Origin of the sequence: Flavobacterium gillisiae, assembly GCF_900107635.1 — a bacterium.
In the GTDB taxonomy this organism is placed as follows: domain Bacteria; phylum Bacteroidota; class Bacteroidia; order Flavobacteriales; family Flavobacteriaceae; genus Flavobacterium; species Flavobacterium gillisiae.
The window spans coordinates 198914-222743 of sequence record NZ_FNRD01000007.1 but is presented as its reverse complement, the minus strand read 5'-3'; the positions used below and the strand labels follow the sequence as shown (position 1 = coordinate 222743).

Annotated in this window: 25 protein-coding genes; 17 read left to right on the top strand and 8 right to left on the bottom strand. The window is 33.6% G+C overall.

Going from position 1 to position 23830, the window contains the following annotated elements; all coding sequences use genetic code 11:
- Positions 1-9: 9 nt before the first annotated feature.
- Both BLV35_RS11475 and BLV35_RS11470 read left to right on the top strand, forming a co-directional pair.
- Positions 10-897 carry a carbon-nitrogen hydrolase gene (locus BLV35_RS11475; RefSeq protein WP_091089932.1) on the top strand — a complete coding sequence of 296 codons (888 nt, stop codon included), beginning with the start codon at positions 10-12 and terminating at the stop codon, positions 895-897.
- Between the two features lie 2 nt (positions 898-899).
- Positions 900-1940, top strand: coding sequence for an agmatine deiminase family protein (locus BLV35_RS11470; RefSeq protein WP_091089929.1), 1041 nt, complete (start codon positions 900-902; stop codon positions 1938-1940).
- 75 nt (positions 1941-2015) lie between these two features.
- On the opposite strand, the gene BLV35_RS11465 is transcribed toward BLV35_RS11470, so the two are convergent.
- A complete protein-coding gene (locus BLV35_RS11465) occupies positions 2016-4283 on the bottom strand; it encodes a M1 family metallopeptidase (protein WP_091089926.1) in 2268 nt (755 codons plus the stop codon).
- 185 nt (positions 4284-4468) lie between these two features.
- Between BLV35_RS11465 and BLV35_RS11460 the strand changes: the two genes are divergently transcribed.
- The 3 genes from BLV35_RS11460 (at position 4469) to BLV35_RS11450 (ending at position 6564) form a co-directional block, all read left to right on the top strand.
- The gene (locus BLV35_RS11460; protein WP_091089924.1) at positions 4469-5320 is read left to right on the top strand and encodes an aldose 1-epimerase family protein; all 852 of its coding nucleotides are present in this window, start codon (positions 4469-4471) and stop codon (positions 5318-5320) included.
- A 21-nt stretch (positions 5321-5341) separates the two neighbouring features.
- The gene (locus BLV35_RS11455; RefSeq protein WP_091089921.1) at positions 5342-5899 is read left to right on the top strand and encodes a GNAT family N-acetyltransferase; all 558 of its coding nucleotides are present in this window, start codon (positions 5342-5344) and stop codon (positions 5897-5899) included.
- Positions 5900-6012: 113 nt separating this feature from the next.
- On the top strand, positions 6013-6564 hold the full coding sequence (locus tag BLV35_RS11450) for a DUF3575 domain-containing protein (protein ID WP_176980607.1): 552 nt from the start codon (positions 6013-6015) through the stop codon (positions 6562-6564).
- An 8-nt stretch (positions 6565-6572) separates the two neighbouring features.
- Here the strand turns inward: BLV35_RS11450 and BLV35_RS11445 are convergent, their stop codons facing one another.
- Complete coding sequence (locus BLV35_RS11445) at positions 6573-6803, bottom strand: VF530 family protein (RefSeq protein ID WP_091089914.1); 231 nt, start codon at positions 6801-6803, stop codon at positions 6573-6575.
- Positions 6804-6873: 70 nt separating this feature from the next.
- On the opposite strand from BLV35_RS11445, the gene smpB reads away from it, so the two are divergent.
- Positions 6874-7326, top strand: coding sequence for an SsrA-binding protein SmpB (smpB, locus tag BLV35_RS11440; protein ID WP_091089906.1), 453 nt, complete (start codon positions 6874-6876; stop codon positions 7324-7326).
- A gap of 84 nt (positions 7327-7410) precedes the next feature.
- Positions 7411-8460, top strand: a complete 1050-nt coding sequence (locus BLV35_RS11435) for a Fic family protein (protein ID WP_091089902.1) — start codon at positions 7411-7413, stop codon at positions 8458-8460.
- Between the two features lie 179 nt (positions 8461-8639).
- Here BLV35_RS11435 and BLV35_RS11430 read toward each other — a convergent pair whose 3' ends face one another.
- Entirely contained in the window at positions 8640-9281 is a 642-nt protein-coding gene (locus BLV35_RS11430; protein ID WP_091089899.1) for a protein-L-isoaspartate(D-aspartate) O-methyltransferase, read from the bottom strand.
- A gap of 143 nt (positions 9282-9424) precedes the next feature.
- Between BLV35_RS11430 and BLV35_RS11425 the strand changes: the two genes are divergently transcribed.
- The 10 genes from BLV35_RS11425 to BLV35_RS11380 all read left to right on the top strand — a co-directional run bounded on the left by BLV35_RS11425 (position 9425) and on the right by BLV35_RS11380 (position 18736).
- Positions 9425-10390: a Gfo/Idh/MocA family protein gene (locus tag BLV35_RS11425; protein ID WP_091089896.1), complete on the top strand. Its 966-nt coding sequence runs from the start codon at positions 9425-9427 to the stop codon at positions 10388-10390.
- Between the two features lie 58 nt (positions 10391-10448).
- Positions 10449-11336, top strand: a complete 888-nt coding sequence (locus tag BLV35_RS11420) for a 3-hydroxyacyl-CoA dehydrogenase family protein (RefSeq protein ID WP_091089892.1) — start codon at positions 10449-10451, stop codon at positions 11334-11336.
- A 62-nt stretch (positions 11337-11398) separates the two neighbouring features.
- A complete protein-coding gene (locus BLV35_RS11415) occupies positions 11399-12619 on the top strand; it encodes a DUF1015 domain-containing protein (protein ID WP_091089888.1) in 1221 nt (406 codons plus the stop codon).
- Between the two features lie 36 nt (positions 12620-12655).
- Positions 12656-13318 carry a YggS family pyridoxal phosphate-dependent enzyme gene (locus BLV35_RS11410; protein WP_091089885.1) on the top strand — a complete coding sequence of 221 codons (663 nt, stop codon included), beginning with the start codon at positions 12656-12658 and terminating at the stop codon, positions 13316-13318.
- 70 nt (positions 13319-13388) lie between these two features.
- Positions 13389-14750, top strand: coding sequence for an exonuclease domain-containing protein (locus tag BLV35_RS11405; RefSeq protein ID WP_091089882.1), 1362 nt, complete (start codon positions 13389-13391; stop codon positions 14748-14750).
- Between the two features lie 28 nt (positions 14751-14778).
- Positions 14779-15615: an ion transporter gene (locus BLV35_RS11400; RefSeq protein ID WP_091089879.1), complete on the top strand. Its 837-nt coding sequence runs from the start codon at positions 14779-14781 to the stop codon at positions 15613-15615.
- 156 nt (positions 15616-15771) lie between these two features.
- Positions 15772-16695, top strand: a complete 924-nt coding sequence (miaA, locus tag BLV35_RS11395; protein WP_091089876.1) for a tRNA (adenosine(37)-N6)-dimethylallyltransferase MiaA — start codon at positions 15772-15774, stop codon at positions 16693-16695.
- 18 nt (positions 16696-16713) lie between these two features.
- Complete coding sequence (locus tag BLV35_RS11390) at positions 16714-17367, top strand: peptidase associated/transthyretin-like domain-containing protein (RefSeq protein WP_091089873.1); 654 nt, start codon at positions 16714-16716, stop codon at positions 17365-17367.
- A gap of 2 nt (positions 17368-17369) precedes the next feature.
- On the top strand, positions 17370-17963 hold the full coding sequence (locus tag BLV35_RS11385; RefSeq protein ID WP_143031854.1) for an autotransporter domain-containing protein: 594 nt from the start codon (positions 17370-17372) through the stop codon (positions 17961-17963).
- 32 nt (positions 17964-17995) lie between these two features.
- Entirely contained in the window at positions 17996-18736 is a 741-nt protein-coding gene (locus BLV35_RS11380; RefSeq protein WP_091089866.1) for an acyl-[acyl-carrier-protein] thioesterase, read from the top strand.
- 151 nt (positions 18737-18887) lie between these two features.
- On the opposite strand, the gene BLV35_RS11375 is transcribed toward BLV35_RS11380, so the two are convergent.
- The 5 genes from BLV35_RS11375 to BLV35_RS11355 form a co-directional block, all read right to left on the bottom strand.
- Positions 18888-19604, bottom strand: coding sequence for a response regulator transcription factor (locus BLV35_RS11375; RefSeq protein WP_091089862.1), 717 nt, complete (start codon positions 19602-19604; stop codon positions 18888-18890).
- 22 nt (positions 19605-19626) lie between these two features.
- Positions 19627-21210, bottom strand: coding sequence for a sensor histidine kinase (locus BLV35_RS11370; protein ID WP_091089859.1), 1584 nt, complete (start codon positions 21208-21210; stop codon positions 19627-19629).
- A 59-nt stretch (positions 21211-21269) separates the two neighbouring features.
- Positions 21270-21866, bottom strand: a complete 597-nt coding sequence (gene coaE, locus BLV35_RS11365) for a dephospho-CoA kinase (RefSeq protein WP_091089856.1) — start codon at positions 21864-21866, stop codon at positions 21270-21272.
- A gap of 2 nt (positions 21867-21868) precedes the next feature.
- A complete protein-coding gene (locus BLV35_RS11360; protein ID WP_091089853.1) occupies positions 21869-22867 on the bottom strand; it encodes a glycosyltransferase family 2 protein in 999 nt (332 codons plus the stop codon).
- Positions 22868-22991: 124 nt separating this feature from the next.
- Complete coding sequence (locus tag BLV35_RS11355; RefSeq protein ID WP_091089850.1) at positions 22992-23798, bottom strand: enoyl-ACP reductase FabI; 807 nt, start codon at positions 23796-23798, stop codon at positions 22992-22994.
- Positions 23799-23830: the final 32 nt, after the last annotated feature.

Here is a 23830-nt window from a genome sequence, read left to right as displayed (position 1 = left end):
ATTTATACGATGCCAAATAAAAAATATAAAATAGCGGTTATTCAATTAAACCTTAACGATGTTGCCGAAAACAATCTTAAAAAGTGTTTGAGTTGGGTGCGCGATGCAGCTAGTCAAGGTGCTGAGGTAATATCACTACCAGAATTATACAGCAGTCATTATTTCTGTCAGAGTGAAGATGTTGATAATTTTGCATTGGCAGAACCGCTTTATAGTACTTCCTTTATTGCTTTTAGCGCTTTGGCAAAAGAATTAGGCGTGGTAATCATTGTTCCGTTTTTCGAAAAAAGAATGGCTGGAATCTACCACAATAGTGCTTACATTATTGACACTGATGGCTCAGAAGCAGGTTTATACCGCAAAATGCACATTCCAGATGACCCTCATTTTTATGAAAAATTCTATTTCACCCCTGGGGATTTAGGTTTCAAAACCATACCTACACAAAAAGGGAAAATTGGAACGCTTATTTGTTGGGATCAATGGTATCCAGAAGCAGCACGATTGACCGCTTTAAGTGGCTCAGAAGTTTTGTTTTACCCAACGGCAATAGGATGGCACCCAGGAGAAAAAGAGCAATACGGTGAAAACCAATACGGCGCTTGGATGAATGTTATGAAAGGCCATGCAGTTGCAAATGGAGTCTACGTTGCCGCGGCAAACAGAATTGGTTTAGAACAATATTTACCCGATACAGCTGGAATCGAATTTTGGGGGGCTTCGTTCATTGCGGGACCACAAGGCGAAATTTTGGCGCAAGCCTCACACGATAAAGAAGAAATTCTTATTGCCGAAGTTGACCTCGACTTACAAGAAAATGTACGTCAGAACTGGCCATTTTTTAGAGACAGACGAATTGATGCTTTTGGAGATATTACTAAAAGAGCAATCGACTAATTATGACGACAAACAATAGAAGATTCCCCGCAGAATGGGAAAACCAACAAGGTATATTACTTTGCTTTCCTCATAACGGAAAAGACTGGCCTGGAAAATATGAAGCCATTCAATGGGCATTTGTTGAATTTATCAAAAAAGTAGCTACATACGAAACGGTATTTTTAGTAGTGATTGACGACAAACAGAAAGAAAAAGTAACTGAAATGCTAGAAATGGCAAGAGTTAACCTAGCTAATGTTTCGTTTATTATTCAAAAAACAAATAGGAGTTGGATGCGAGACTCTGGTCCTATTGTAATCAAAAATGGAGACCTAAGAGAAGCCTTAAATTTCAATTTTAACGGTTGGGCAAAGTATAAAAACTTTCAATTAGATAAACATATCCCTGCTACAGTAGCTAATTTTCTCGATATACCGCTGACACAAGTAACGTACAAAGGAAAACCAGTAATTGTAGAAGGTGGAGCGATTGATAGTAATGGACGTGGGACTTTATTGACATCTGAAGAATGCTTGATGCATCCTGATATTCAAGTAAGAAACGTAGGTTTTACAAAAGCAGATTACGAAGCTGTTTTTAAAGAATACCTTGGAATTACTAATGTGATTTGGTTAGGCAACGGAGTCGAAGGTGATGATACCCACGGACATATCGACGATTTATGTCGTTTTATCAATGAAGATACGATTGTAACAATTATTGAAACAGATCGAAACGACGCTAATTATGAGCCATTACAAGACAACCTGAAACGTTTACAAAATGCTACATTAGAAAATGGAAAAGCTCCTATTGTTGTTGCTTTACCAATGCCTAAACGAATTGATTTTGAAGATTTAAGATTACCGGCAAGTTATGCTAACTTTCTAATACTAAATAAATGCGTGTTGGTTCCAACTTTTAACGATGCTAATGATCGCGTAGCACTAAACATCTTAGCAGAATGTTTCCCTGATAGAGAAGTTATCGGAATTAGCGCTATTGACTTGATTTGGGGATTTGGAACATTACATTGCTTAAGTCAGCAAATACCAGCCTAACAAATTAAATATTTATATATAAAAAACACCAGCAAGATTGCTGGTGTTTTGGTTTACTATACTTTGTAAAATAGATTATTTATCTTTTGTAAACGGTATTTTTTGAGTTTCACCAATAATCATATCAAAACCAGTTTGACTCTCATTAAATTGGAATTTTAGTCCCGCTCTTTTAGATTCAAATAAGTCCTTCCCTATTGGTTCCACTGAAAACTTAGGGTAGTCCGTAATCTCAGCATTAAGAACACTGTTCTTTTCTGAAAAAGTAATTTTCATTGGTGATTTTGTATTCGAATAAGTTCCTAAATACCCATCTAAAATCACATCTTTTTCGAGAACCCCTTTTCCTGCAGTCCAAACATTATTCGCTTCATTACTATCTGGAAAAACATGATCTGGATCTAAAGTGATACTTTCAATTTCCTCTGTAGAATCATGCTTGAATGACCATGATGTATTTCTTTGCCAAATTTCAACTGGCAATTTTACTCTTTCTACTTTTCCACTTTTTGCTTTTATGTCCAAAATAATAGGCATTGGCATTTTTTCGAAATTCTCAACAGTAATTACAACCCCTTGCTTTGGATCATTTTTTACATATTTTATTGCATTTATACCTTGGTCAAAACGCCAGTTGTATTGAAACCAACCTCTCCAGAACCAACTTAAGTCTTCACCTGCAACATTCTCCATTGTTCTGAAGAAATCATCCGGCGTAGGGTGTTTAAAAGCCCAACGTTCTACATATGTTCTAAAAGCCAAATCAAAACGTTCTGCTCCTAAAACTTGTTCACGTAAAATAACTAATCCTGAACTTGGCTTATAATAAGCTAAAATACCGATATTAGCTTCTTTCATATTATCAGGCGAACTCATAATCGTTTCTAAATCTACACCTGTTAGAACTTCTGCTCTGCGGTGTAAATCCATTGGTTCTGATTTATATTCTCCATTATTGAAATCTACTGAAGCTAATGAATTAATGAAAGTATTGAATCCTTCATCCATCCAAGCGAATAGACGTTCGTTTGAACCTACAATCATTGGAAACCAGTTATGACCAAACTCATGATCCGTAACTCCCCATAAATCTTCTCCTTTAGATTCCCATCCACAAAACACAATTCCTGGATATTCCATTCCGCCTTCATTACCCGCAACATTTGTCGCTGCTGGATAAGAATACTCAAACCATCTTTTAGAATAATTTTCGATCGAAGCCTTCGTAAATTCTGTTGAACGTCCCCAAGCATCATTTCCTGCACTTTCAACTGGATAAGCTGATAAGGCCAAAGATTTTTTACCGCTTGGTAAATTGATTTTAGCACCATCTAAAATAAATGCCGCTGAAGAAGCCCAAGATAAATCTCTGGCATTTTTCAATTTATAATGCCATGTTTTAGTAGCCGTAGAGGTACTATTTGCTAAAGCAGCCACTTCTTCTTCTGTACGAATGAAAACAGTTTTATCGCTTTGTTTGGCTTGAGCCAATCTACTTTGCTCGACAGCGCTATAAACGGCAGTAGGATTTACTAACTCCCCTGAAGAAACAACAATATGATTAGCAGGAGCAGTAATATTAATATCAAAGTCTCCATATTCCAAATAAAATTCCGACGCTCCTAAATATGGATTTGTGTTCCAACCTCTTACGTCATCATACACACACATACGTGGATACCACTGCGCGATTGTAAAAATTTTTCCGTTTTTAGTTTCCAAAACTCCAGTACGGTCTGAACCTTCCATTGGAGAAATATAAGAGAAATCGATTTTAACTTTTATAGAACCGCCTTTTGCTTTTAGCTCTTGCGGAAGGAAAACTTGCATTCTAGTATCGGTAATTACATATTTAGCTTCTACTTCAGTAGATTTTCCATTCGTAGTGCTAACAATCTTCACGGATTTGATTTTATGACCTCCGTCAAAAACTTCCCCTTGTGATCCATTGCGGCTACCCGTTAAAGGGACAACTGCATTTCCACGAGAATCTGCTTTGAATAAATTTTGATCTACATTCATCCATATAAAAGACATCGCATCAGGACTATTGTTAGTATAGGTAATTACATCTGTACCAATAATCTCATTATTTTGTGCATTTAATTTTGCTGTAAGAACGTAATCAGCTCTGTTCTGCCAATATTCTGCGCCTGGTTGACCACTAGCGGAACGTGTTGATGTACCGTTTTTTGTATAAAAAAATGGTGCAAAAGCATCATGGTAGTTGTAATTAGATTTTGAGGCATTTGCTGTAGTTGCAGGAACCTCTTGTGCCGATAGGGATGAAATCCCTAACAACAGAGCCATTTGGAGAATGACCTTGAACCGAATGTTTTTCATGTTTTTCACTATTTGTAAGCAAATTAATAAAAAATAATCATACCACTATATTAAATTCAATGCTTTAATCAAAAATTAAGAAAATTTTACAATAAATGTAATAAGTCGATTTTCATTATCTAAAATAAAAATTAAGAAATATATTTACATCCAGTAGAAATTTAATCCGAAATAAGACTTTCATTTTGATAACAACAATAACAAACTCCAATTTAACTGCACAAATTAATCACCTTGGTGCAGAATTATGTTCACTGAAAAACAATCGCTCCATCGAATATATTTGGGAAGGCAACGCCGATTTTTGGGGTAAGCACTCCCCTGTTTTATTTCCGATTGTAGGTACATTAAAAAATAATACATTTAATTATAAAGACGCAACATATCATTTATCAAGACATGGTTTTGCCAGAGATATGCTCTTTGAACTGATTGATAAATCAGAAAATACCGCTACTTTTTCGATTCAAGCATCAGATGATACCAAAAATAAATATCCATTTGATTTTGAACTTCAAATCAATTATACATTAAGCGACAACAGCCTATCTATTGGATACAAAGTCATAAACAAAAGTAAGAATCCAATGCCCTTTTCTATAGGAGCACATCCTGCTTTCGCTTTGCCTGGAAATTTTGAGGATTATAGTTTACAATTCGAAAAAGACGAACCCTTAGAATATAACTTATTGCAAAATGATTTAATTTCTAATGAGACTAAAGTGCTTAGCTCTCCTAATAGTTTGGTTCCTTTAAAGTATGAATTATTCGAAAACGATGCTTTAATCTTTAAATCATTACAATCGAAATATTTAACAATTTTAAAAAATAAAACGCCATTAATCAGAGTGCGTTATCCAAGTTTCCCTCATTTGGGAATATGGACAAAAATGAATGCGCCGTTTCTTTGTATCGAACCTTGGTTTGGTTATTCCGATTCAGTTGAAAGTACTGGGAATCTTATGGAAAAAGAAGGTATTCAAATAATAGAAGCAGATCAAATTTTTGAGGCAGAATTTAGTATTGAAATCCTCTAATTCATTAAACAGAATAAAAATATGTTGTCTATAAACTTTACTCCTTTTCCAAATCTAGAAACCGAACGATTGTATTTACGCCGCGTAGATAAAAATGATGTCGAGTCCATTCTCGAATTACGCTCTAATGTCGAAACGATGAAATACATCCCAAGACCATTGCTAAAAACTACTGAAGATGCTCTGGAACACATTGCAATGATTGACGCTAAAATTGAAAGTAGCGAAGGTATTAATTGGGCGATTACCTATAAAAATGATCCAAAACTAATTGGAATTATTGGACATTACAGAATAAAACCAGAACATTTTCGTGCCGAAATTGGATATATGCTGCTTCCAGAACACAGTGGACAAGGTATTATTACAGAAGCCATTAAAGAGGCTGTTAAATATGGTTTTGAGGTAATGAAATTACATTCGATTGAAGCTATTATAGCCCCAGAAAATCATGGTTCAGCGAAAGTTTTAGAGAAAAATAACTTTATAAAAGAGGCGCATTTAAAAGAGAATGAATTTTATGAAGGAAGCTTTTTAGATACTGTTATTTATTCAAGATTAAACAAAGTACAGCACTAATCTATTTTAATTTTTTATCCTATTTGGATTACAAATATTTACCATATTATTTTATATTTGCATTTAAAACTGACAATAATTTCGCTTTTATGTTGATCAGTAAACTTTATATCATGAAAAAACTTCTTTTTTTACTTGTTGTTTTGCTTTCATTACAATTACATAGTCAAACCTACGTAAAAGTAAATGCATTAACCACTTTATTAACTATTCCTAATGTAGGGATAGAAACCAGTATTGGCAAAAAATCAACTTTTCAATTGGATATCCTAGGTTCTCCATGGAAATCAATCGATGGTAAGCCTCAGCAATTCTATATCGTTATTCCAGAATACCGCTATCATTTTAAAGAAAAATACAATGGCTTTTATGCAGGAGCTCATATAGGAGGTACTGTATTTAATTTCCAAAAATGGAACTATTTAAATACTGATAAATATGAAAAGGGGTTTGGCTATGTTATAGGAGCAACAATTGGCTATCAGAAAAAAATAAATGATCGTTTTATGTTGGACTGCTTTTTAGGTGGAGGAAATCAACAAGGATTTTACCATGGATATTATCTAAGTACGGGTGAACGTTATGAAACAGCTAAGAATTGGAATAAAAGCGGAGAATGGTTACCATATCGAGGTGGAGTTATGGTCTCGTATCGCATCGATTAAACTACGCTCTATTTATCCAATTTAGATAACGATTGAATATACAGTTCTTCTACTTGTTTTCTTGCCCAATCTGTCTTTCTTAAGAAAGTAAGACTTGATTTCACGCTTGGATTATCATTGAAACATTTAATTTTTACCAATTCGCCCAAGGTGTCAAATCCGTAATGATCCACGAGTTTTTCCAATATTGATTTTAGTGTTATTCCGTGAAGCGGATCTTTTGAATTTTGCTTTTCCATATCGCAAATTTAAATCAATTTTATAAAAAATAGTGACGATTCATTGATTTGTTCCTACATTTGTACTTCTATGCTAAAATCAATCAACATACTAAACAAAAGAGCCCGATACGATTATGAAATAATCGAAAAATTTACTGCGGGTATTGTTTTGGCGGGAACTGAAATCAAATCAATCCGCTTAGGAAAAGCTAATATAACTGAAAGCTTTTGCGAGTTCAGCGGTACCGAGCTTTTTGCCATAAACACCTATATTGAAGAATATACTTTTGGAAATCAATTCAATCACAAGGCACGTAGCGAGCGAAAATTGTTGTTGAACAAAAGAGAATTAAAAAGTTTAGCACGAAGTGTCCAGGCAAAAGGATTAACCATAGTACCGTTAAAGTTATTTACGAACGAAAAAGGATTGGCCAAATTGGAGATCGGACTTTGTCGAGGTAAAAAAACCTATGACAAACGGGAATCTCTAAAAGAACAAGATACAAAACGCGATTTAGCCCGAATCAAGAAAGAATTTTAATAAAAAAAGGGAATTCAATTTCCCTTTTTTATTACATGAAACGATGACTAAATTTGTCAAGACTACTTAAATCCTGACTTGAAAATGAAAACACTACTCAAAGAAGCCCGCGAATTAAAAAACTTAAAAACAAGAGAAGTAGCTCAACTTTTAGGAATCGATCAAGCCTTAATAAGTAAATTCGAAAGCGGAAGCAGGAAACCAACCAAAGATCAAGTCATAAAATTGGCTACACTTCTTGAAATTGATTTCGAAACTATAATGGTTTCTTGGCTGAAAGAGAAGATCATCCATGAAATTGGACAAAATGAATTTGCTTTAAAAGCGTTACGAGCAGCAGAGCAAGAAATTAAATTTAATAGTAGCCCGTCCGTTAAAAAAGTTTCCACAATCCTTCAGCAGCTTTTAGATGAAATAGATCTTTGTAAAGCAAAACTAAAAACTTTCCCTCTAATTGAAGCTAATTCCATCACAGAAGCTTTAGAGGTAGAATATACCTTTTGCAGCAATTGGATAGAAGGAAATACACTTACGCTGGCAGAAACCGATTTGGTTATTAATGAAGGTCAAACAATTTCCGGTAAAAGTATGCGAGAACATCTAGAGGCAATTAATCATCAGGAAGCAATTGAATTTATCCAAAACAGGATTAAAAACAATGCACCTCTTGGTGAACCAGACGTTATTTCCTTACACACGATCATTCTAAGGGGAATTCTACCGAAAGAAGCCGGCCACTATCGCTCTGTAGCTATTACAATAAAAGATAAAAGCTTTAGCCCTTGTGAACCAGCGGCTATTCCACAAGAAATAGAAGCGCTTTTTAATTGGTATGAACAGAATAAAAATAGCGTACATCCCATAATATTGGCTGCCACTGTAAAAGAGCGTCTGGTCGCGACCCATCCTTTTATTAATGGAAATGGAAAAGTCTCTCGACTGATTATGAATTATATTCTGTTGCAACATGGTTACCCTATAGCAAATATTAAGGCTAACAGCGACAATCGAAATTTATACTACCGAACTCTTAAAACAGCGATAACAAAAGAAAACAAAGATAGTTTTGTACTGTTTATTGCTCAAATTGAAAAGAAAAACTTAGAAAATTTAACACGAACTGTTAAGCAATAAAAATAGTTCAAACTGTGTCTTTTAGTTTGATCCTTGAGGTTTAAAAAGACTTTTCCACCAGATTAAAATAATTACCAAGGTTTAATCTGTGCGAATTTCTGTTAAGAATTTATTGGACTAGACTCAAACTTTAAGGCTGCTAAACCAAAACGATGGACTTAAAGCCCATCGTTATTTATTTAATTTTTATCTTCTAATAAAGGGACAAATTTACATTCTCCCAGTTCATGTTTCTCAAATTGTGTTTCATTTACTCGAATCAACAAAGTCATAATTTGCACTTTATCCCCTAACGGAATTACAAGCCTACCTCCTATTTTTAATTGCGCCATTAGCGGTTGTGGAATAAATGGTGCACCCGCAGTAACAATAATACTGTCAAACGGAGCATAACTTGGCAAACCTTTATAACCATCGCCAAAAGAGAGATGTTTTGGACGTATTCCTAGTTTCGGTAACAAGCTGGAGGTTTGTTTGAACAATTCATTTTGTCGTTCTACACTATACACCTTCGCGCCCATCAGACATAAAACAGCAGTTTGATAACCTGATCCCGTTCCTATCTCTAAAACTTTATGCTCTTTTTTTAATTCTAACAATTGAGACTGAAAAGCTACAGTATAAGGTTGTGAAATAGTTTGACCGGCGCCAATAGGGAAAGCCTTGTCTTGGTAGGCGTAATTTTCAAAGCTAGAATTCAAAAATAGGTGTCGTGGTATCTTTTTTATCGCGTCCAATACATTTACATCGGTAATCCCTTTTTGCTGCAAAACGCTTACTAATTGATTCCGAAGTCCTTGATGTTTGGCTGTATCTTTCAAAGTTTATTATTTTATTTTGGTAAAAATAGAAAACAAATTCTAATTATAATTATCAAATTATATTTTTTAAATCCACAAATAATTGTCGTTTATACTTAACGGATTAATCATTTAATTCCTATTTTTGTGGAAACAACATCATTATGCTGAAAATTGGAGTATTAGGCGCAGGTCACCTAGGAAAAATACATTTACGTTTATTACAACAGTCTGAAAAATATGAATTAGTTGGATTCTATGATCCAAATCAAGAAAATGCAGAGAAAATTTCTAAGGAATTTGGATACAAACATTTTAGTACAATTGCTACTCTTATTCACGCGGTAGATGTAATAGACATTGTAACCCCCACCCTTTCTCATTATAAATGTGCAAAGGTTGCTATCAAATCAGGCAAACACGTTTTTATAGAAAAACCCATTTCGAATACCATTGAAGAAGCGGAAGAAATTATTGCTTTGGCCAATGAATATAATGTTAAGGGACAAGTGGGACATGTGGAACGATTCAATCCTGCATTTATCGCAACTAAAAACATGATTGATAAGCCCATGTTTATAGAAACTCATCGATTGGCTGAATTCAATCCTCGCGGTACAGATGTTCCTGTAGTTTTAGATTTGATGATACATGACATTGATGTTATTTTAAGTGTAGTAAAATCTAAAGTTAAAAATATTAGTGCCAGTGGAGTCTCTGTAATCAGTGATACCCCAGATATTGCAAATGCCAGAATCGAATTTGAAAATGGCTGTGTTGCTAACTTAACTGCTAGCAGAATTTCGATGAAAAACATGCGAAAAACCCGTTTCTTTCAAAAGGACGCTTATATATCTGTTGATTTTCTGGAGAAAAAATGCGAAGTCGTGAAAATGAAAGATGCACCGGAAACTCCTGGTGACTTTGATATGATTTTGCAAAATGCAGAAGGCGTAAAAAAGCAAATTTATTTCTCAAACCCTGAGGTGGAACAAAACAATGCCATTCTTGAGGAATTGGAAACATTTGCAGATGCGATAAATACCAATTCGACTCCTGTTGTGACCTTGGAACAAGCGACGGAAGCATTACGAGTTGCCTACCAAATTATCGATTGTTTTAAGAAATAGAACAATTATAAAAATTTAAAAGTTAAACGAGAAAACTTTAGAATTAAATATACAATAAATGAAAATAATAGCAGTAATCGGAGCAGGAACAATGGGTAATGGAATAGCCCATACCTTTGCGCAAAGTGGTTTTACAGTAAAATTAATAGATGTTTCTGAAAAATCTTTAGATAAAGGAATGGCTACAATTGCAGCCAATTTAGATAGAATGATTTCAAAAGGAGTCATTACCGCTGAAGATAAAGCAAAAACAATCACAAATATAATTACCTATACTGATATCAAAGATGGAGTTGTAGGCGTTGATTTAGTGGTAGAAGCCGCAACCGAAAATGTAGATTTGAAACTTAATATTTTCAAGCAATTAAACGAGGCTTGTTCTCCTGATACCATTTTAGCCACAAATACATCTTCTATTTCTATTACTCATATTGGGGCAGTAGTTTCACATCCAGAACGAGTTATTGGGATGCACTTTATGAATCCGGTGCCTATCATGAAATTAGTCGAAATCATTCGTGGGTACAATACCAGTGATGAAGTAACTAAAACGATAATGACTTTATCAGAAAAATTAGGAAAAACACCAGTTGAAGTAAACGACTATCCTGGCTTTGTCGCTAATAGAATTTTGATGCCAATGATTAACGAGGCTATCGAAACGCTATACAATAAAGTCGCTGGCGTATATGAGATCGATACTGTTATGAAACTTGGAATGGGGCATCCTATGGGACCATTGCAATTAGCGGATTTTATTGGACTTGATGTATGTTTAGCAATTCTAAACGTGATGTATGACGGTTTTAAAAACCCAAAATATGCTCCTTGCCCACTATTAGTGAACATGGTTCGCGCAGGAAAATTAGGAGTAAAATCTGGAGAAGGATTCTATGATTACTCAGAGAGCAAAAAAGCTGAGAGAATTTCTAAACAATTCGTATAAAGTTAAAGATGGCGGTCGCAGTTTCTACTGAATATTGCGACTGCAACTTAACACTATAAATAATGGCCAAAATAATTCCTTTTAAAGCGGTACGCCCTACACGTGATAAAGTTTGCCTTGTAAGCTGTCGTTCTTACGAAGAATACGTCACTGCTGAATTAGCCGCACAATTAGATTTCAATCCCCTTTCATTTTTGCATGTTTTAAAACCGGCTTATACGAATCAGGAGACAGTATCCTTTGAAAAAAGATACCGCCAAGTAAATCAAAAATACCAAGATTTCAAGACAGAAAAAATTTTAGTCAAAGACAAAAAGCCAGCGATTTACATTCATAAAATAATAACTAATAAACATTCGTTTACAGGGATTATTGTTGGAACAAGCATAGATGACTATCACAACAATAGGATAAAAAAACACGAGGAAACTATTGCTTTTAGAGTACAGCTACTTAAAGATTACATGAAATTTTCAGAGTTCAATTCAGAACCTGTTTTAATGACCTATCCCGATAATAAAACGTTAGAAAATTGGATCTTTAACAGAACCCAAAAATTAGCTGATTTTGAATTTTCCAGCACTAAAAAAGAAGTTAATTATTTGTGGAAAATTGATGATGCATTAGAGATCAATTGGATTCAGAATATTTTTGAAAAAATAGACAAGCTTTATATAGCTGATGGCCACCACCGTTCAGCCGCTGCAGCATTATTGTCGGAAGAAAATGAGAACCCGGAGAATACCGCTAAAGATTATTTACTCAGTTATTTAATTTCCGAAAACAACGTTAAAGTTTACGAATTCAACCGATTAGTAAAAGATTTAAATGGCTTAGAAAAAGAAGCTTTTATCAAAGAACTAGATAAAAATTTCATCATTGAAAATCTAAAGCAACAACCTTTTCAACCTACTGAGAAGCATCAACTTGGGATGTATCTTGACAATGAATTCTATAGTTTACTATTAAAAAAGGAAAAAAATGTTTTCAAAACAGCTTTAGAAAGTCTGGATACACAGATATTATACGAAACAGTACTTTTACCGCTTTTGGCGATAAAGGATTTACGCGATGATGAACGTATCGAATATGTATCTGGAAAGCAATCTATTCTGGAATTAAAAAAAATCATAGATGAAGGAGAATTCGAAGTTGGATTTATTCTTTTCCCTTCCAACATTGATGAGATAAAAGCTTTGGCAGATGCTGATTTAATCATGCCTCCGAAAAGTACCTATATCGAACCAAAGTTTAGAAGTGGAATAGTCATCTATGAACTTTAAGTTCGATTAAAAAATCTATAAATTAAAAAACACACAATGTCAATAGCTGAAAATTTACTTTCTATAAAAAATACATTACCAGAACAAGTAACTCTAGTTGCAGTTTCCAAGACTAAACCTATTCCGGATTTGATGGAAGCTTATGATGCAGGTCAACGCATTTTTGGTGAAAACAAAATTCAGGAAATGGAGTCTAAATGGGAGCAAATGCCAAAAGATATTCAGTGGCATATGATTGGTCACGTTCAGACAAATAAGGTCAAATTTATGACGCCATTTGTGAGCTTGATTCATGGTGTAGACAGTTTTAAGTTACTGAAAGAAATTAATAAGCAAGCTTTAAAAAACAACCGCGTTATTGATTGTTTATTACAAATGCATATTGCTGAGGAGGAAACGAAATTTGGCCTTGACGACGAAGAACTAAATTCCCTCCTAGCTTCAAGCGAGTTTCAAGAAATGAAAAACATACGAATTACCGGATTAATGGGAATGGCAACTTTTACTGATAATAAGGAGCAAATTAAAAAAGAATTCATGCATTTGAAATCTATTTTTGATAAATTGCAAATACAGCAAACTGACAGCTTCCAACTGACTACGCTGTCAATGGGAATGTCAGGAGACTATAAACTGGCCATCGAATGTGGAAGCACAATGGTTCGAATAGGAAGTAGTATCTTTGGAGGAAGAAATTGATTTTTAATTTCACATTTCAAAACAGCTACTAAAAAACTGATTACTAAAAACTGAACACTGAATACTTATTTTGTACGCAATACTAGACATAGAAACCACAGGAGGACAATTCAATGAAGAAGGAATTACCGAAATCGCCATTTACAAATTTGATGGTCATGAAATCGTTGACCAATTCATTAGTTTAGTCAATCCTGAAATTCCAATTCAACCTTTTGTAGTAAAACTAACTGGTATCAATAATGCCATGTTACAAACGGCTCCTAAGTTTTTTGAAGTAGCAAAGCGCATTATCGAAATGACAAATGATTGCGTACTTGTAGCCCACAATGCTGATTTTGACTACCGAATTCTACAAACAGAATTTCGACGTCTTGGCTACGATTTTAATACAAAGACACTTTGTACAGTTGAGTTGTCTAAAAAATTAATGCCAGAACAACTTTCACACAGTTTAGGAAAGCTTGTTAGAGCGTTAGGAATTCCAATGGCCGACAGACATCGTGCAAGTGGGGATGCAATGGCAACCGTGAAGTTATTCAAAATGTTATTGGATAAGGATTTAGAAAAAACTATTATCACAGATCTAATTAAAGCAGCAGTTCAAAAAGGAATTGCTCCTAACTTACTTGAAATCGTTGAAAGTGTACCTTCAAGAACAGGTGTCTATTACATTCACAACAAGGAGGGTAAGATCATATTTATTGGAAGAAGTAAAAACATTAAAAAAAGAGTAAACCAGCATTTTACCGGAATAACAAGAAGTGCCAAAAAAATTCAAGCAGAAGTATTCACGGTAACTTTTGAAGAAACCGGCAGTGAATTAATAGCTCTTCTAAAGGAAACAGAAGAAATAAAAATTAACAGACCTATTTACAACAGGATGTCAAGAAAGAGCAATTATTCGTGGTCTATCTATTCTGAGAAAGATACTAACGGATACTTAAACTTAAAGCTTGAAAAAGCCGATGGTAGAAAGAAAGAAATCCTTTCTTATGTCAATATACAAGAAGGTAAACATGCCTTATCCTTAATAACATCCGACTTCAAGTTATGTCAGAAATTAACTGGTTTATATACTTCTAAAACATGTTGTTACCAACAAACTATTAATGAATGCGATGGCGCTTGCATAGGCAGTATTCCTGCCGTCGAGTATAACGAAAGAGTAGCTGATTTTATCGCGCAAAGCTCCTTTGAAAACAAGAGCATGGTAATCGTTGAAAAAGGAAGAACGATCAATGAACGTAGTGCCGTGTTAGTTGAAAATGGGGTTTACAAAGGCTATACTTTTTATGATTTGAATTATCAAATCACGAAGATCGAAATCCTTAAAAACATCATTATTCCGATGCAAAATAACCGTGACACCCGTAATATAATTCAGGGACATATTAGAAAAAATAAAGGATTCAAAATCATAAATTTCTAAGATAACTTCATAAATATCATTACTGCTTATGCCTGAATTAAAATCAAAATACGAGCGTTTTAGACAAAAAGCAAATATCGTAATCCATGGAACTAGCACAAAAGCGGGTCGACTATTCGATTTAATTCTTCTTGGTCTTATTTTATTGAGTGTTTTTTTAGTAATGATGGAAACTGTTACTGAATTTAACTTGAAATACCATTCTTATCTTGTGTTTCTCGAGTGGATTATCACTGGTTTATTTACCATCGAATATATATTTAGAATTATTTCCATTAACAAGCCTTGGAAATACATGACTAGTTTCTACGGCATTATTGATTTACTTGCTATTTTGCCCATGTATTTGTCGATTTTCTTTATGGGAACCAGTATTCTGGCAGTTGTTCGTTCCCTGCGGTTATTACGATTATTCAAAATATTGAACCATCCACAGTTCACAAAGCAATCCCTACAGTTAAACCAAGCCATTAAAGCGAGTAAGGGGAAAATCATAGTTTTTATTTACTTTGTCCTTATCAGCACCATAATTATTGGCTCCATTATGTATCTCGTAGAAGGTGAAGAAAGTGGTTTCACCAGCATTCCGGCTAGTATTTATTGGACAATTGTAACATTGACTACCGTTGGTTATGGAGACATTTCACCTGAGACACCACTAGGACAGTTTATCGCGTCTTTTGTTATGATTTTGGGATACGGAATCATTGCAGTACCTACTGGTATTGTAACTGCCGAAATGGCAAAAACAATGCACGATAAAGTTTCAATTCCAAAGAATCCATGTATAGGATGTGCTACCGAAAATTATCCGGAGAATGCTAATTATTGCCCTAATTGCGGGCATACCTTTAACACTAAATAATCTATAAAGCTATTTCCAGCTATGCACTACAACTCCTCCTCCTGCAAGTTGTATTTCTAAGACATAAAAGGAGCTTCTAAAGGCGCTCTTTTACGTCAAGAAATACTAACTTGCAGTCATCCGGGGTTTACGTTGCTATCTGGGCTAAAAATAAATATGAAACATCTCATCACCATTGTCGGGCCAACAGCCATAGGAAAAACAGCCTTAAGTATTATTTTGGCTAATCATTTTCAATGCGAAATTATTTCCTGTGACAGCCGTCAATTTTTCAAGGAAATGACAATTGGCACAGCTGTTCCTTCAACAACTGAATTAGCCTCCGCTCCGCATCATTTTATCCAGAATAAATCCATATTTGAGAACTATACCGTTGGTGATTTTGAGAAAGATGCGATTAAAAAAATCGATGAATTATTTTTGACAAACGATTACGCGATACTCGTAGGTGGTTCTGGTTTATATGTAAATGCTGTTTTAAAAGGATTTGATAGCTTCCCAGAAATAGATCCTTTAGTACGTGAAGCCGTTAATAAACAATATGAAAAACTAGGTATTGTCTATTTACAAGAGCAATTAAAAGCGCTTGATTTGGAATATTTTGAAACAATAACAAAAGAGAATCCGCAAACCCTGCAAAATCCGCAACGCATGATGCGTTTTGTAGAAGTATGCATTGGAGCAGGACAACCTTATTCCTCCTTTCTAAATCAGAAAAAGAATGAACGCAGCTTCACTCCTATTCTCATCGGTCTTGAAGCAGAAAGAAACGTAATGTACAAGCGAATTAACCAACGCGTCGATATTATGATGGCAGAAGGTTTATTGGTAGAAGCCAAAAGCCTATATAAAAACAAAGAGTTGAATGCACTACAAACCGTAGGTTACAGAGAATTGTTTAACTACTTTGATGGAGATTTCAGCTTGGAATTTGCTATCGAAGAAATCAAGAAAAACACTCGACGATTTGCTAAGCGCCAACTAACCTGGTTTAAAAGAGATGAAAACACAAAATGGTTTGATTTTGAGACACCATATGAAAAAGTGATTTCGTATATTAGTTCATCACTAAAAAAATAAACTCTTTATATATATAGCATGAAAAAGCTACTTTTAATTATTTTGATACTCATCATTAGTGCTTGTGAAATTCAATATGATGGAGAAACCAAAATTATTTTGACAGGAAAATTAATTGACAAAACCGGAAAACCAATATCCAATAAAAATATTGAAATTGAAGTAAACGGAGATGGAACTTACAGTTCAAGCGACTTGATAAGTTTTGGAAAATCTGATAAAAACGGGGACTTTACTTTCGTATTTCCTTCTCCAAAATCTGATAATACTATTTCAATTTCTATTAATAACGATGGAAACGAATTTCAAAATAAACAAATATTAGCCAGGAAGGAAAATTTCAACAATTATAAGTTAGATTTAAATAGAATCACATTGTATAAAAATGAAGATATAACATCTCTTCGATTAATCACAAACAGTACTTCCAATAATAAGCAATTAACAAAAATTTTAATTGAAGGTTTGCAACCTAATAATTACATTAATTTGAACGCTATTAATGATGCTAGTTATTTTTTAGAAACTTCATTTAACGTAGTGAAAAACCAAACCGTAGTTATAAAATATACAATTACAGACTATTCGAGTCCCGTAAATGTGACTACTAATGATTTTGTATTAAACATCTTAATCGGGAATGATCCAGTAATCTATACATTAGCCTATTAGACATGAGATATAGTATTCTTTTAATTTTATTATGTATTCAATTGTCCTTTTGCCAAGATAAAAAAAGCAAAAAAACAATACAATTTGACCCCCAGCTTAGACTCAGCGTAATAGTTCCAAATAACTTTGGAGACAACTACTTATCAAAAGCAAATAAATCTGATTTAGGAATGGGATTGCACTTTAATTTCTTAAAATTTGATAAATTTAAACTCGGTGCAGGATATAATTATATTTATTATTCAATAACAGATATCAGTAGAGCAGGAAACATCAATAGCTCTAGATACAGCTCTTTTTATGGAGCAACAGCTTACGAATATAAAGTTTCAAAACATTTTATTATAGAACCTTATATCGGTCTAGGAACTGCAAAAATCAACTTCAAATCAGCAGAAAGAAGTTTTGGAAGTCAAACTGGAACAGATTTCCGAATTGGATTTAATACCGATTATAAAATAGATGAAACAATCACAGCTTTTATTGGACTGGGATATGTTCAAACAAAATATAATATCAAAACAGCTCCAGAATTTGTCTCATTTTATGATCATTCAAAAATGTTGCAAATACACATTGGGTTAAAAATAAATTAACAGCATAATAATTATTAAATAATAAATTCAAAATGCCTATATCAAAAGACTTTACCTCTGTTTTAAGTAAGGATTGGGAAATCAATTTCACGCAATGTATGCCTAATGGCTATTTAAAATACACCGACTTATGTAATATACTGCAATTAACCGCTGCGGCACATTCAGATATGGGCGGCATTAGTTTTTCAGACATGCAGGAATTCGATCAAGCTTGGGTGTTAAGCAGAATGCGTGTTGAAATTAGCGCATTACCCAAATGGAGAGATGTCGTAACAGTAAAAACATGGATCAACACCCTTGAAAATTCCCGTTCAGTACGTGCGTTAGAAATGCATGTAAACGGCATTAAAATCGTTGGTTCAGAAACCTTTTGGGCTGTATTTAATACTAAAAAACGACGTCCGGAAGGATTGGCATTACCTTATGAGCATTTCGAACTGTATCCGGAGAGAAAACCTACACAAGAAGGTTTTTCTAAAATAGCGGTTAACCCAGAGAAGGAAGTTGTTTTTGAAAAAGTGGTCTACTTGTCTGATTTGGATATTGTCAATCACGTAAACAACGTAAAATACCTAGAATGGTGCTTAGATCATGTGGACGAAAAATTGATTCTAAATCAAAAACTGAATAGTTTTGAAATGAATTTCATGAAAGAACTATCCTTAAATGATACCGTTATAATTCATGAAAACCTCTCTGAAGAATCTACTACATTTAGTATAACAAAAGAAGATAAAACCTGCTTTGCATTACAATTGAATTGGAAATAAAAACATGTTATTTCTACAAATCCTTAGCCCAGATAGAAGTGGAAATCCTTTTATGCTCATCCCGACACTTCGGGATAGCAAAAAGATTGTAGCGGATAGCTGGAAAAAGCTCCAAAAAAAAAGGCTCCGATTTCTCGAAGCCTTCTCTATTTTATTTTTCTACTTTGTTTTTGACAACTAATCTAAAACCTTCACCGTGAATGTTCAGGATTTCAACATCTTCATCTAACTTAAGATACTTTCTTAGTTTAGCGATGTACACATCCATACTACGAGAGGTAAAATAGTTATCATCTCTCCATATTTTTGTCAAGGCCAATTCTCTTGGCATCAAATCATTTTCATGAAGAATCAACATTTTTAATAATTCATTTTCTTTTGGAGATAATTTAATAGGTTCTTCGTTGTTAAACGTTAAGAATCTCAATTTAGAATTAAGGTGGAATTTTCCAATATTGAATTCATGTTGAACTTGTTCTGTTTTTGTATCAGACGATTTTCTTTGAATGATCGCTTTGATTTTCATCAATAACACTTCTGAATCAAAAGGCTTGTTCAAATAATCATCAGCTCCCGCTTTGTATCCTTTTAAAACATCTTCTTTCATCGATTTTGCAGTAAGGAAAATAATAGGCACTTCACTATTTTTCTCTCTTATTTCTTTCGCTAATGTATACCCATCTTTATAAGGCATCATCACATCCAGAATACATAAATCATAAGTATCTTTCTTGAACTTTTCAAATCCTTCCATACCATTTTTGGCAAGAGTGACATCAAAGTCGTTTAACATTAAATAATCTTTAAGTACCGCACCAAAATTAAGGTCGTCTTCTACTAAAAGTATTTTTTTATTAATATTTTCCATATTATATATTATTTGAGGTATTTTAATTTATTAGGGGTAATTTTATTATGAAGGTACTCCCTTTACCCTTCTCACTTTCAACATATACCTGACCGTTGTGATCTTCTACAATCCTTTTAACGTAGGCTAAACCTAAACCATGACCTTTTACATTATGTATATTTCCAGTGTGTTCTCTATAGAACTTTTCAAAAACTCTTTTTTGAGCCACTTTACTCATTCCTAAACCTTTATCCTGTACTTTAATAAGGATCATATCTTTAATATTTTCTGTATACACATCAATATCTGGTACATCAGGAGAATATTTAATCGCATTTTCAAGAACATTTACAATCACATTTGTAAAATGTACATCATTCATCAAAACTGTAGTTCTCGAAGCTTCAAAATGAGTAGTGATTTGTCCTTCTCTATCTTCTAGAATTAAGTTAACATGTTCGATTGCGTCAACAATTACTTCTTCAACATTACTCGATTCTTTCTCTATATCAAGCTCTTTTTTCTCAAGCTTAGAAATTCGTAACACGTTTTCGACTTGGGCATGCATTCGTTTATTCTCATCCCGAATCATTTGCAAATACTTGAAAACTTTTTCCTTGTCATCAATTATCTTTGGGTTTTTAATTGCATCCAAAGCCAGATTTATAGTGGCAATAGGTGTTTTAAACTCATGTGTCATATTATTTATGAAATCTGTTTTAATTTCAGAAATTTGACGTTGGCGTATCAATTGGTTTAATGCACTTGTATAGGCCACAATAATAATTAACGTAAAAATAATCGACAATACCGTTATACTAATCAACTCAGACAACAAGAACTTCTTCTTGTGCGGAAAACTAACTAATAACTTGTATTTTTCATTTCCCTCATTATCAGTATAAACTGGTATAGAATAAGTCAGTTCTTTATCATATTTAAAATCAGGTGACTTTACGTTTGTGGCAATACCATTACTGTAAATTCCGAATTCAAATTTTGTAATTACACCGTATTCTTCTAATTCCTTTTTTATTAATTTTTTCAGTGTTTCTTTTGAAACTCTTTCTTCTAAAGGCATTGCTGCCGCAATATCTTTATAAGAGATCTCAAATTGCACTTTGTCTAATACATCAAGATTACCCGATTTTTCAATGGTAACATCAGGAAGTAAATTCTGTTGCAAATCTGATTTATCAACTCCCTTGCTATTATATACCTCGGTAACTCGTTTTGAGCTGAAATTCTTAAATTTATCATTATTGAATTTCTTATTAAATAATGATGATGAAATATCGTAATCTTCAGAAATAATACTATTAGAATACACAATAGTTTTATTTGTCTTTGTATTTCTCTGTACGTAATAAAACTCCGTTAAATCTTCTTTTTTTGGCGTTTTACCAGTACTATCTTTTATACGATTGTATTTATCATAAAAACTATATGCTTCTTGTTTTTGAAGTTTATCAGCAACATTACCGATAACCTGTTTTACATGAAATTTAAATTGCTCGTCATTGTTTTTAAATGAGCTATTAAACCAATATACCTGAACTAAAATAATTCCTATTAAGGATAAGCTCATCAACAAAACCAGTAATCTAAAAAATAGTTTATTCATCGGAACAAAATTAACATTTTAACAGTATGAATGATAATATATTAACCAAACATTAACATCTAACACTCGTTTTGTTTAATCTTCAAAATTTTAAGAATTTCATCTGTTTTTCTTCTAGCAATTTCGATATCGATGTTTTCAATGACAAAATCACTTTTCGAAACACGCTGTTCATCAGTCCATTGTGAATTTATTCTTCCCAAAACCTGTTCTCGTGTTGTGTTATCTCGTTCAATTACCCTTTGAATTCTTGATTCTAGTGGAGCAGTGACCGTTATTATTAAATCGAAATTTTTATAATTGCCACTTTCGAATAAAATAGCAGCTTCGTAAATTACAATTGGAAACCCTTTATGGTCCACAAGCCATTGTTTAAAATGTCGCTTAACCGCAGGGTGAACAATTTCATTGAGTTGCTGCAGTTTTTCTGGATCGTTAAACACTATTTCAGCTAGCTTATCTCTTTTAAGAACTACTCCTTCAAAAAGTGTCTCTCCAAATGCTTCTTTAATCGCATTTATAACTTCGGCCGTTTGCATTATTTTCCTTGCTTCGTCATCTGCTATATAAACAGGAATCCCTGAAGATTGAAAATGATTTGCAATCGTAGTTTTCCCGCTACCTATACCACCCGTTAATCCTATAATTTTGGTCATAATTATACTTTAAAAAATAATTCAGGAAAAGCATTTTGCGGCTTCTTTTTCAGAATAATGATTTTTATAAATGATTCTATAAAACCAATTCCGTAACCATAAAACTGCTTCCAAACAGCTACCACCGATAAGTACCCAATTTTAATACTTTTATTTTGATACGTTGAGACCAAAAACAATACCAAAAAATAAACAAAATACAACTTAAGTAATAAGTCAAAATTGAAAATCAACGATACTACTGCAACCGCAAATCCAACAATAAAAACAGAGGGAAAAAAGAACGTAAGTTTATTGTATTTAGGATACCAACTGTTAAGTATTGGTCTTGCTTTACCAAATTTATTTACTTGAATAGAAAACTTATCCCAATCAATCCTCCTCTTATGATATACATACGCATTTAGAAAGAGTTTGGTTTCAAAACCTAAATTCCATAATCGGATTGACAAGTCCGGATCTTCACCAGGATGGATGTTTCCAAAGCCATTAGAGGCTTCAAACCCTTTTCTGGATAATCCCATATTAAAACTTCTTGGTTGAAATTTATCTATTTTTTCCGACCCTCCTCTTATTCCACCGGTAGTCAGAAAAGAAGTCATTGCAAAATTGATTGCCTTTTGTATATCTGAAAAGCTATCAAGAGCGCGATCAGGACCACCAAAGCAATCCACGTAATTTTGTTTTAAAGCTTTATCTACCTCAGTAAGATATTCCGCCGGAATAATACAATCAGAATCAAAAATGATAAAATAATCACCTTTAGCTTTTTTCATTCCATAATTTCTAGAATCTCCAGGACCAGAATTATCTTTGTAATAATAGGAAATAGTTAATTTACTCTCGTATTTCCGAACTATATCTTCGCATTTTACAGAAGAACCATCCTCTATAATTACAACTTCAAAATCTTTATTATAATTTGATTTTGATAAACTTTCTAATAGTTCATCAACTTCTTCTGGTCTATTGTAAACGGGAATAATTAAAGAAAAAAACATATTCTTGAAGGGGAATTAATTATACAATTAAGGCGAATTTTTAACAAAGATATACTATCTCAATAAAAAAACCATCAACTACTAATTGATGGTTTTGTATAAAATTTAAGTAGACCTTTTCACGTTATTCAAACATTTCCATTACTTGCTGACTCACTCCCATATTAGAGAATCCTCCATCGTGCAAAAGGTTTTGAAGCGTGACCATTTTTGTTAAATCTGAAAACATAGAAACTGTATAATTAGCACAATCTAAAGCACTTGCATTTCCTAGAGGCGCCATTTTATCAGCAAACGCAATAAAACCATCAAATCCTTTCACTCCTTGACCTGCCTTCGTTGCAGTTGGTGATTGGGAAATAGTATTTACTCGCACTTTTTTATCCCTTCCGAAGAAATACCCAAAACTACGTGCAATCGATTCCAAGTACGCTTTATTGTCGGCCATATCATTGTAATCCGGAAAAACACGTTGCGCTGCCATATAAGACAAGGCGACAATGCTTCCCCATTCATTCATAGCGTCTTTTTTATACAATACTTGCATTACTTTGTGAAAAGAAACAGCAGATACATTCCACGCTTTTTCTGTATACTCGTAATTTTGATTCGTATAATGATTTCCTTTTCTAACATTGACAGACATTCCAATAGAGTGTAAAACAAAATCTATTTTACCTCCAATAATTTCCATTGCCTGATCCACTAAATTCTCTAAATCAGCCACCGATGTAGCATCTGCAGCTATGACTTTCGAATCAGTTTTTTGAGCAAGTTGCATAATAGAACCCATACGTATTGAAGCAGGAGAATTCGAAAGAACAAAAACACCTCCTTCTTCATGAACTCTTTCCGCTGTTTTCCAAGCTATAGAATTTTCATCCAAAGCACCGAAAATGATTCCTCTTTTTCCTTTTAATAAGTTATACATGCTAATTACTATTTAAAGTGTTTGGTTAAAAA

Coding starts and splice junctions, on each gene's coding strand:
- BLV35_RS11475 (WP_091089932.1), top strand. CDS start 10: ATGCCAAATAAAAAATATAAAATAGCGGTTATTCAATTAAACCTTAAC.
- BLV35_RS11470 (WP_091089929.1), top strand. CDS start 900: ATGACGACAAACAATAGAAGATTCCCCGCAGAATGGGAAAACCAACAA.
- BLV35_RS11465 (WP_091089926.1), bottom strand. CDS start 4,283: ATGAAAAACATTCGGTTCAAGGTCATTCTCCAAATGGCTCTGTTGTTA.
- BLV35_RS11455 (WP_091089921.1), top strand. CDS start 5,342: ATGTTGTCTATAAACTTTACTCCTTTTCCAAATCTAGAAACCGAACGA.
- BLV35_RS11450 (WP_176980607.1), top strand. CDS start 6,013: ATGAAAAAACTTCTTTTTTTACTTGTTGTTTTGCTTTCATTACAATTA.
- BLV35_RS11445 (WP_091089914.1), bottom strand. CDS start 6,803: ATGGAAAAGCAAAATTCAAAAGATCCGCTTCACGGAATAACACTAAAA.
- smpB (WP_091089906.1), top strand. CDS start 6,874: ATGCTAAAATCAATCAACATACTAAACAAAAGAGCCCGATACGATTAT.
- BLV35_RS11435 (WP_091089902.1), top strand. CDS start 7,411: ATGAAAACACTACTCAAAGAAGCCCGCGAATTAAAAAACTTAAAAACA.
- BLV35_RS11425 (WP_091089896.1), top strand. CDS start 9,425: ATGCTGAAAATTGGAGTATTAGGCGCAGGTCACCTAGGAAAAATACAT.
- BLV35_RS11420 (WP_091089892.1), top strand. CDS start 10,449: ATGAAAATAATAGCAGTAATCGGAGCAGGAACAATGGGTAATGGAATA.
- BLV35_RS11415 (WP_091089888.1), top strand. CDS start 11,399: ATGGCCAAAATAATTCCTTTTAAAGCGGTACGCCCTACACGTGATAAA.
- BLV35_RS11410 (WP_091089885.1), top strand. CDS start 12,656: ATGTCAATAGCTGAAAATTTACTTTCTATAAAAAATACATTACCAGAA.
- BLV35_RS11400 (WP_091089879.1), top strand. CDS start 14,779: ATGCCTGAATTAAAATCAAAATACGAGCGTTTTAGACAAAAAGCAAAT.
- miaA (WP_091089876.1), top strand. CDS start 15,772: ATGAAACATCTCATCACCATTGTCGGGCCAACAGCCATAGGAAAAACA.
- BLV35_RS11390 (WP_091089873.1), top strand. CDS start 16,714: ATGAAAAAGCTACTTTTAATTATTTTGATACTCATCATTAGTGCTTGT.
- BLV35_RS11385 (WP_143031854.1), top strand. CDS start 17,370: ATGAGATATAGTATTCTTTTAATTTTATTATGTATTCAATTGTCCTTT.
- BLV35_RS11380 (WP_091089866.1), top strand. CDS start 17,996: ATGCCTATATCAAAAGACTTTACCTCTGTTTTAAGTAAGGATTGGGAA.
- BLV35_RS11375 (WP_091089862.1), bottom strand. CDS start 19,604: ATGGAAAATATTAATAAAAAAATACTTTTAGTAGAAGACGACCTTAAT.
- BLV35_RS11370 (WP_091089859.1), bottom strand. CDS start 21,210: ATGAATAAACTATTTTTTAGATTACTGGTTTTGTTGATGAGCTTATCC.
- coaE (WP_091089856.1), bottom strand. CDS start 21,866: ATGACCAAAATTATAGGATTAACGGGTGGTATAGGTAGCGGGAAAACT.
- BLV35_RS11360 (WP_091089853.1), bottom strand. CDS start 22,867: ATGTTTTTTTCTTTAATTATTCCCGTTTACAATAGACCAGAAGAAGTT.
- BLV35_RS11355 (WP_091089850.1), bottom strand. CDS start 23,798: ATGTATAACTTATTAAAAGGAAAAAGAGGAATCATTTTCGGTGCTTTG.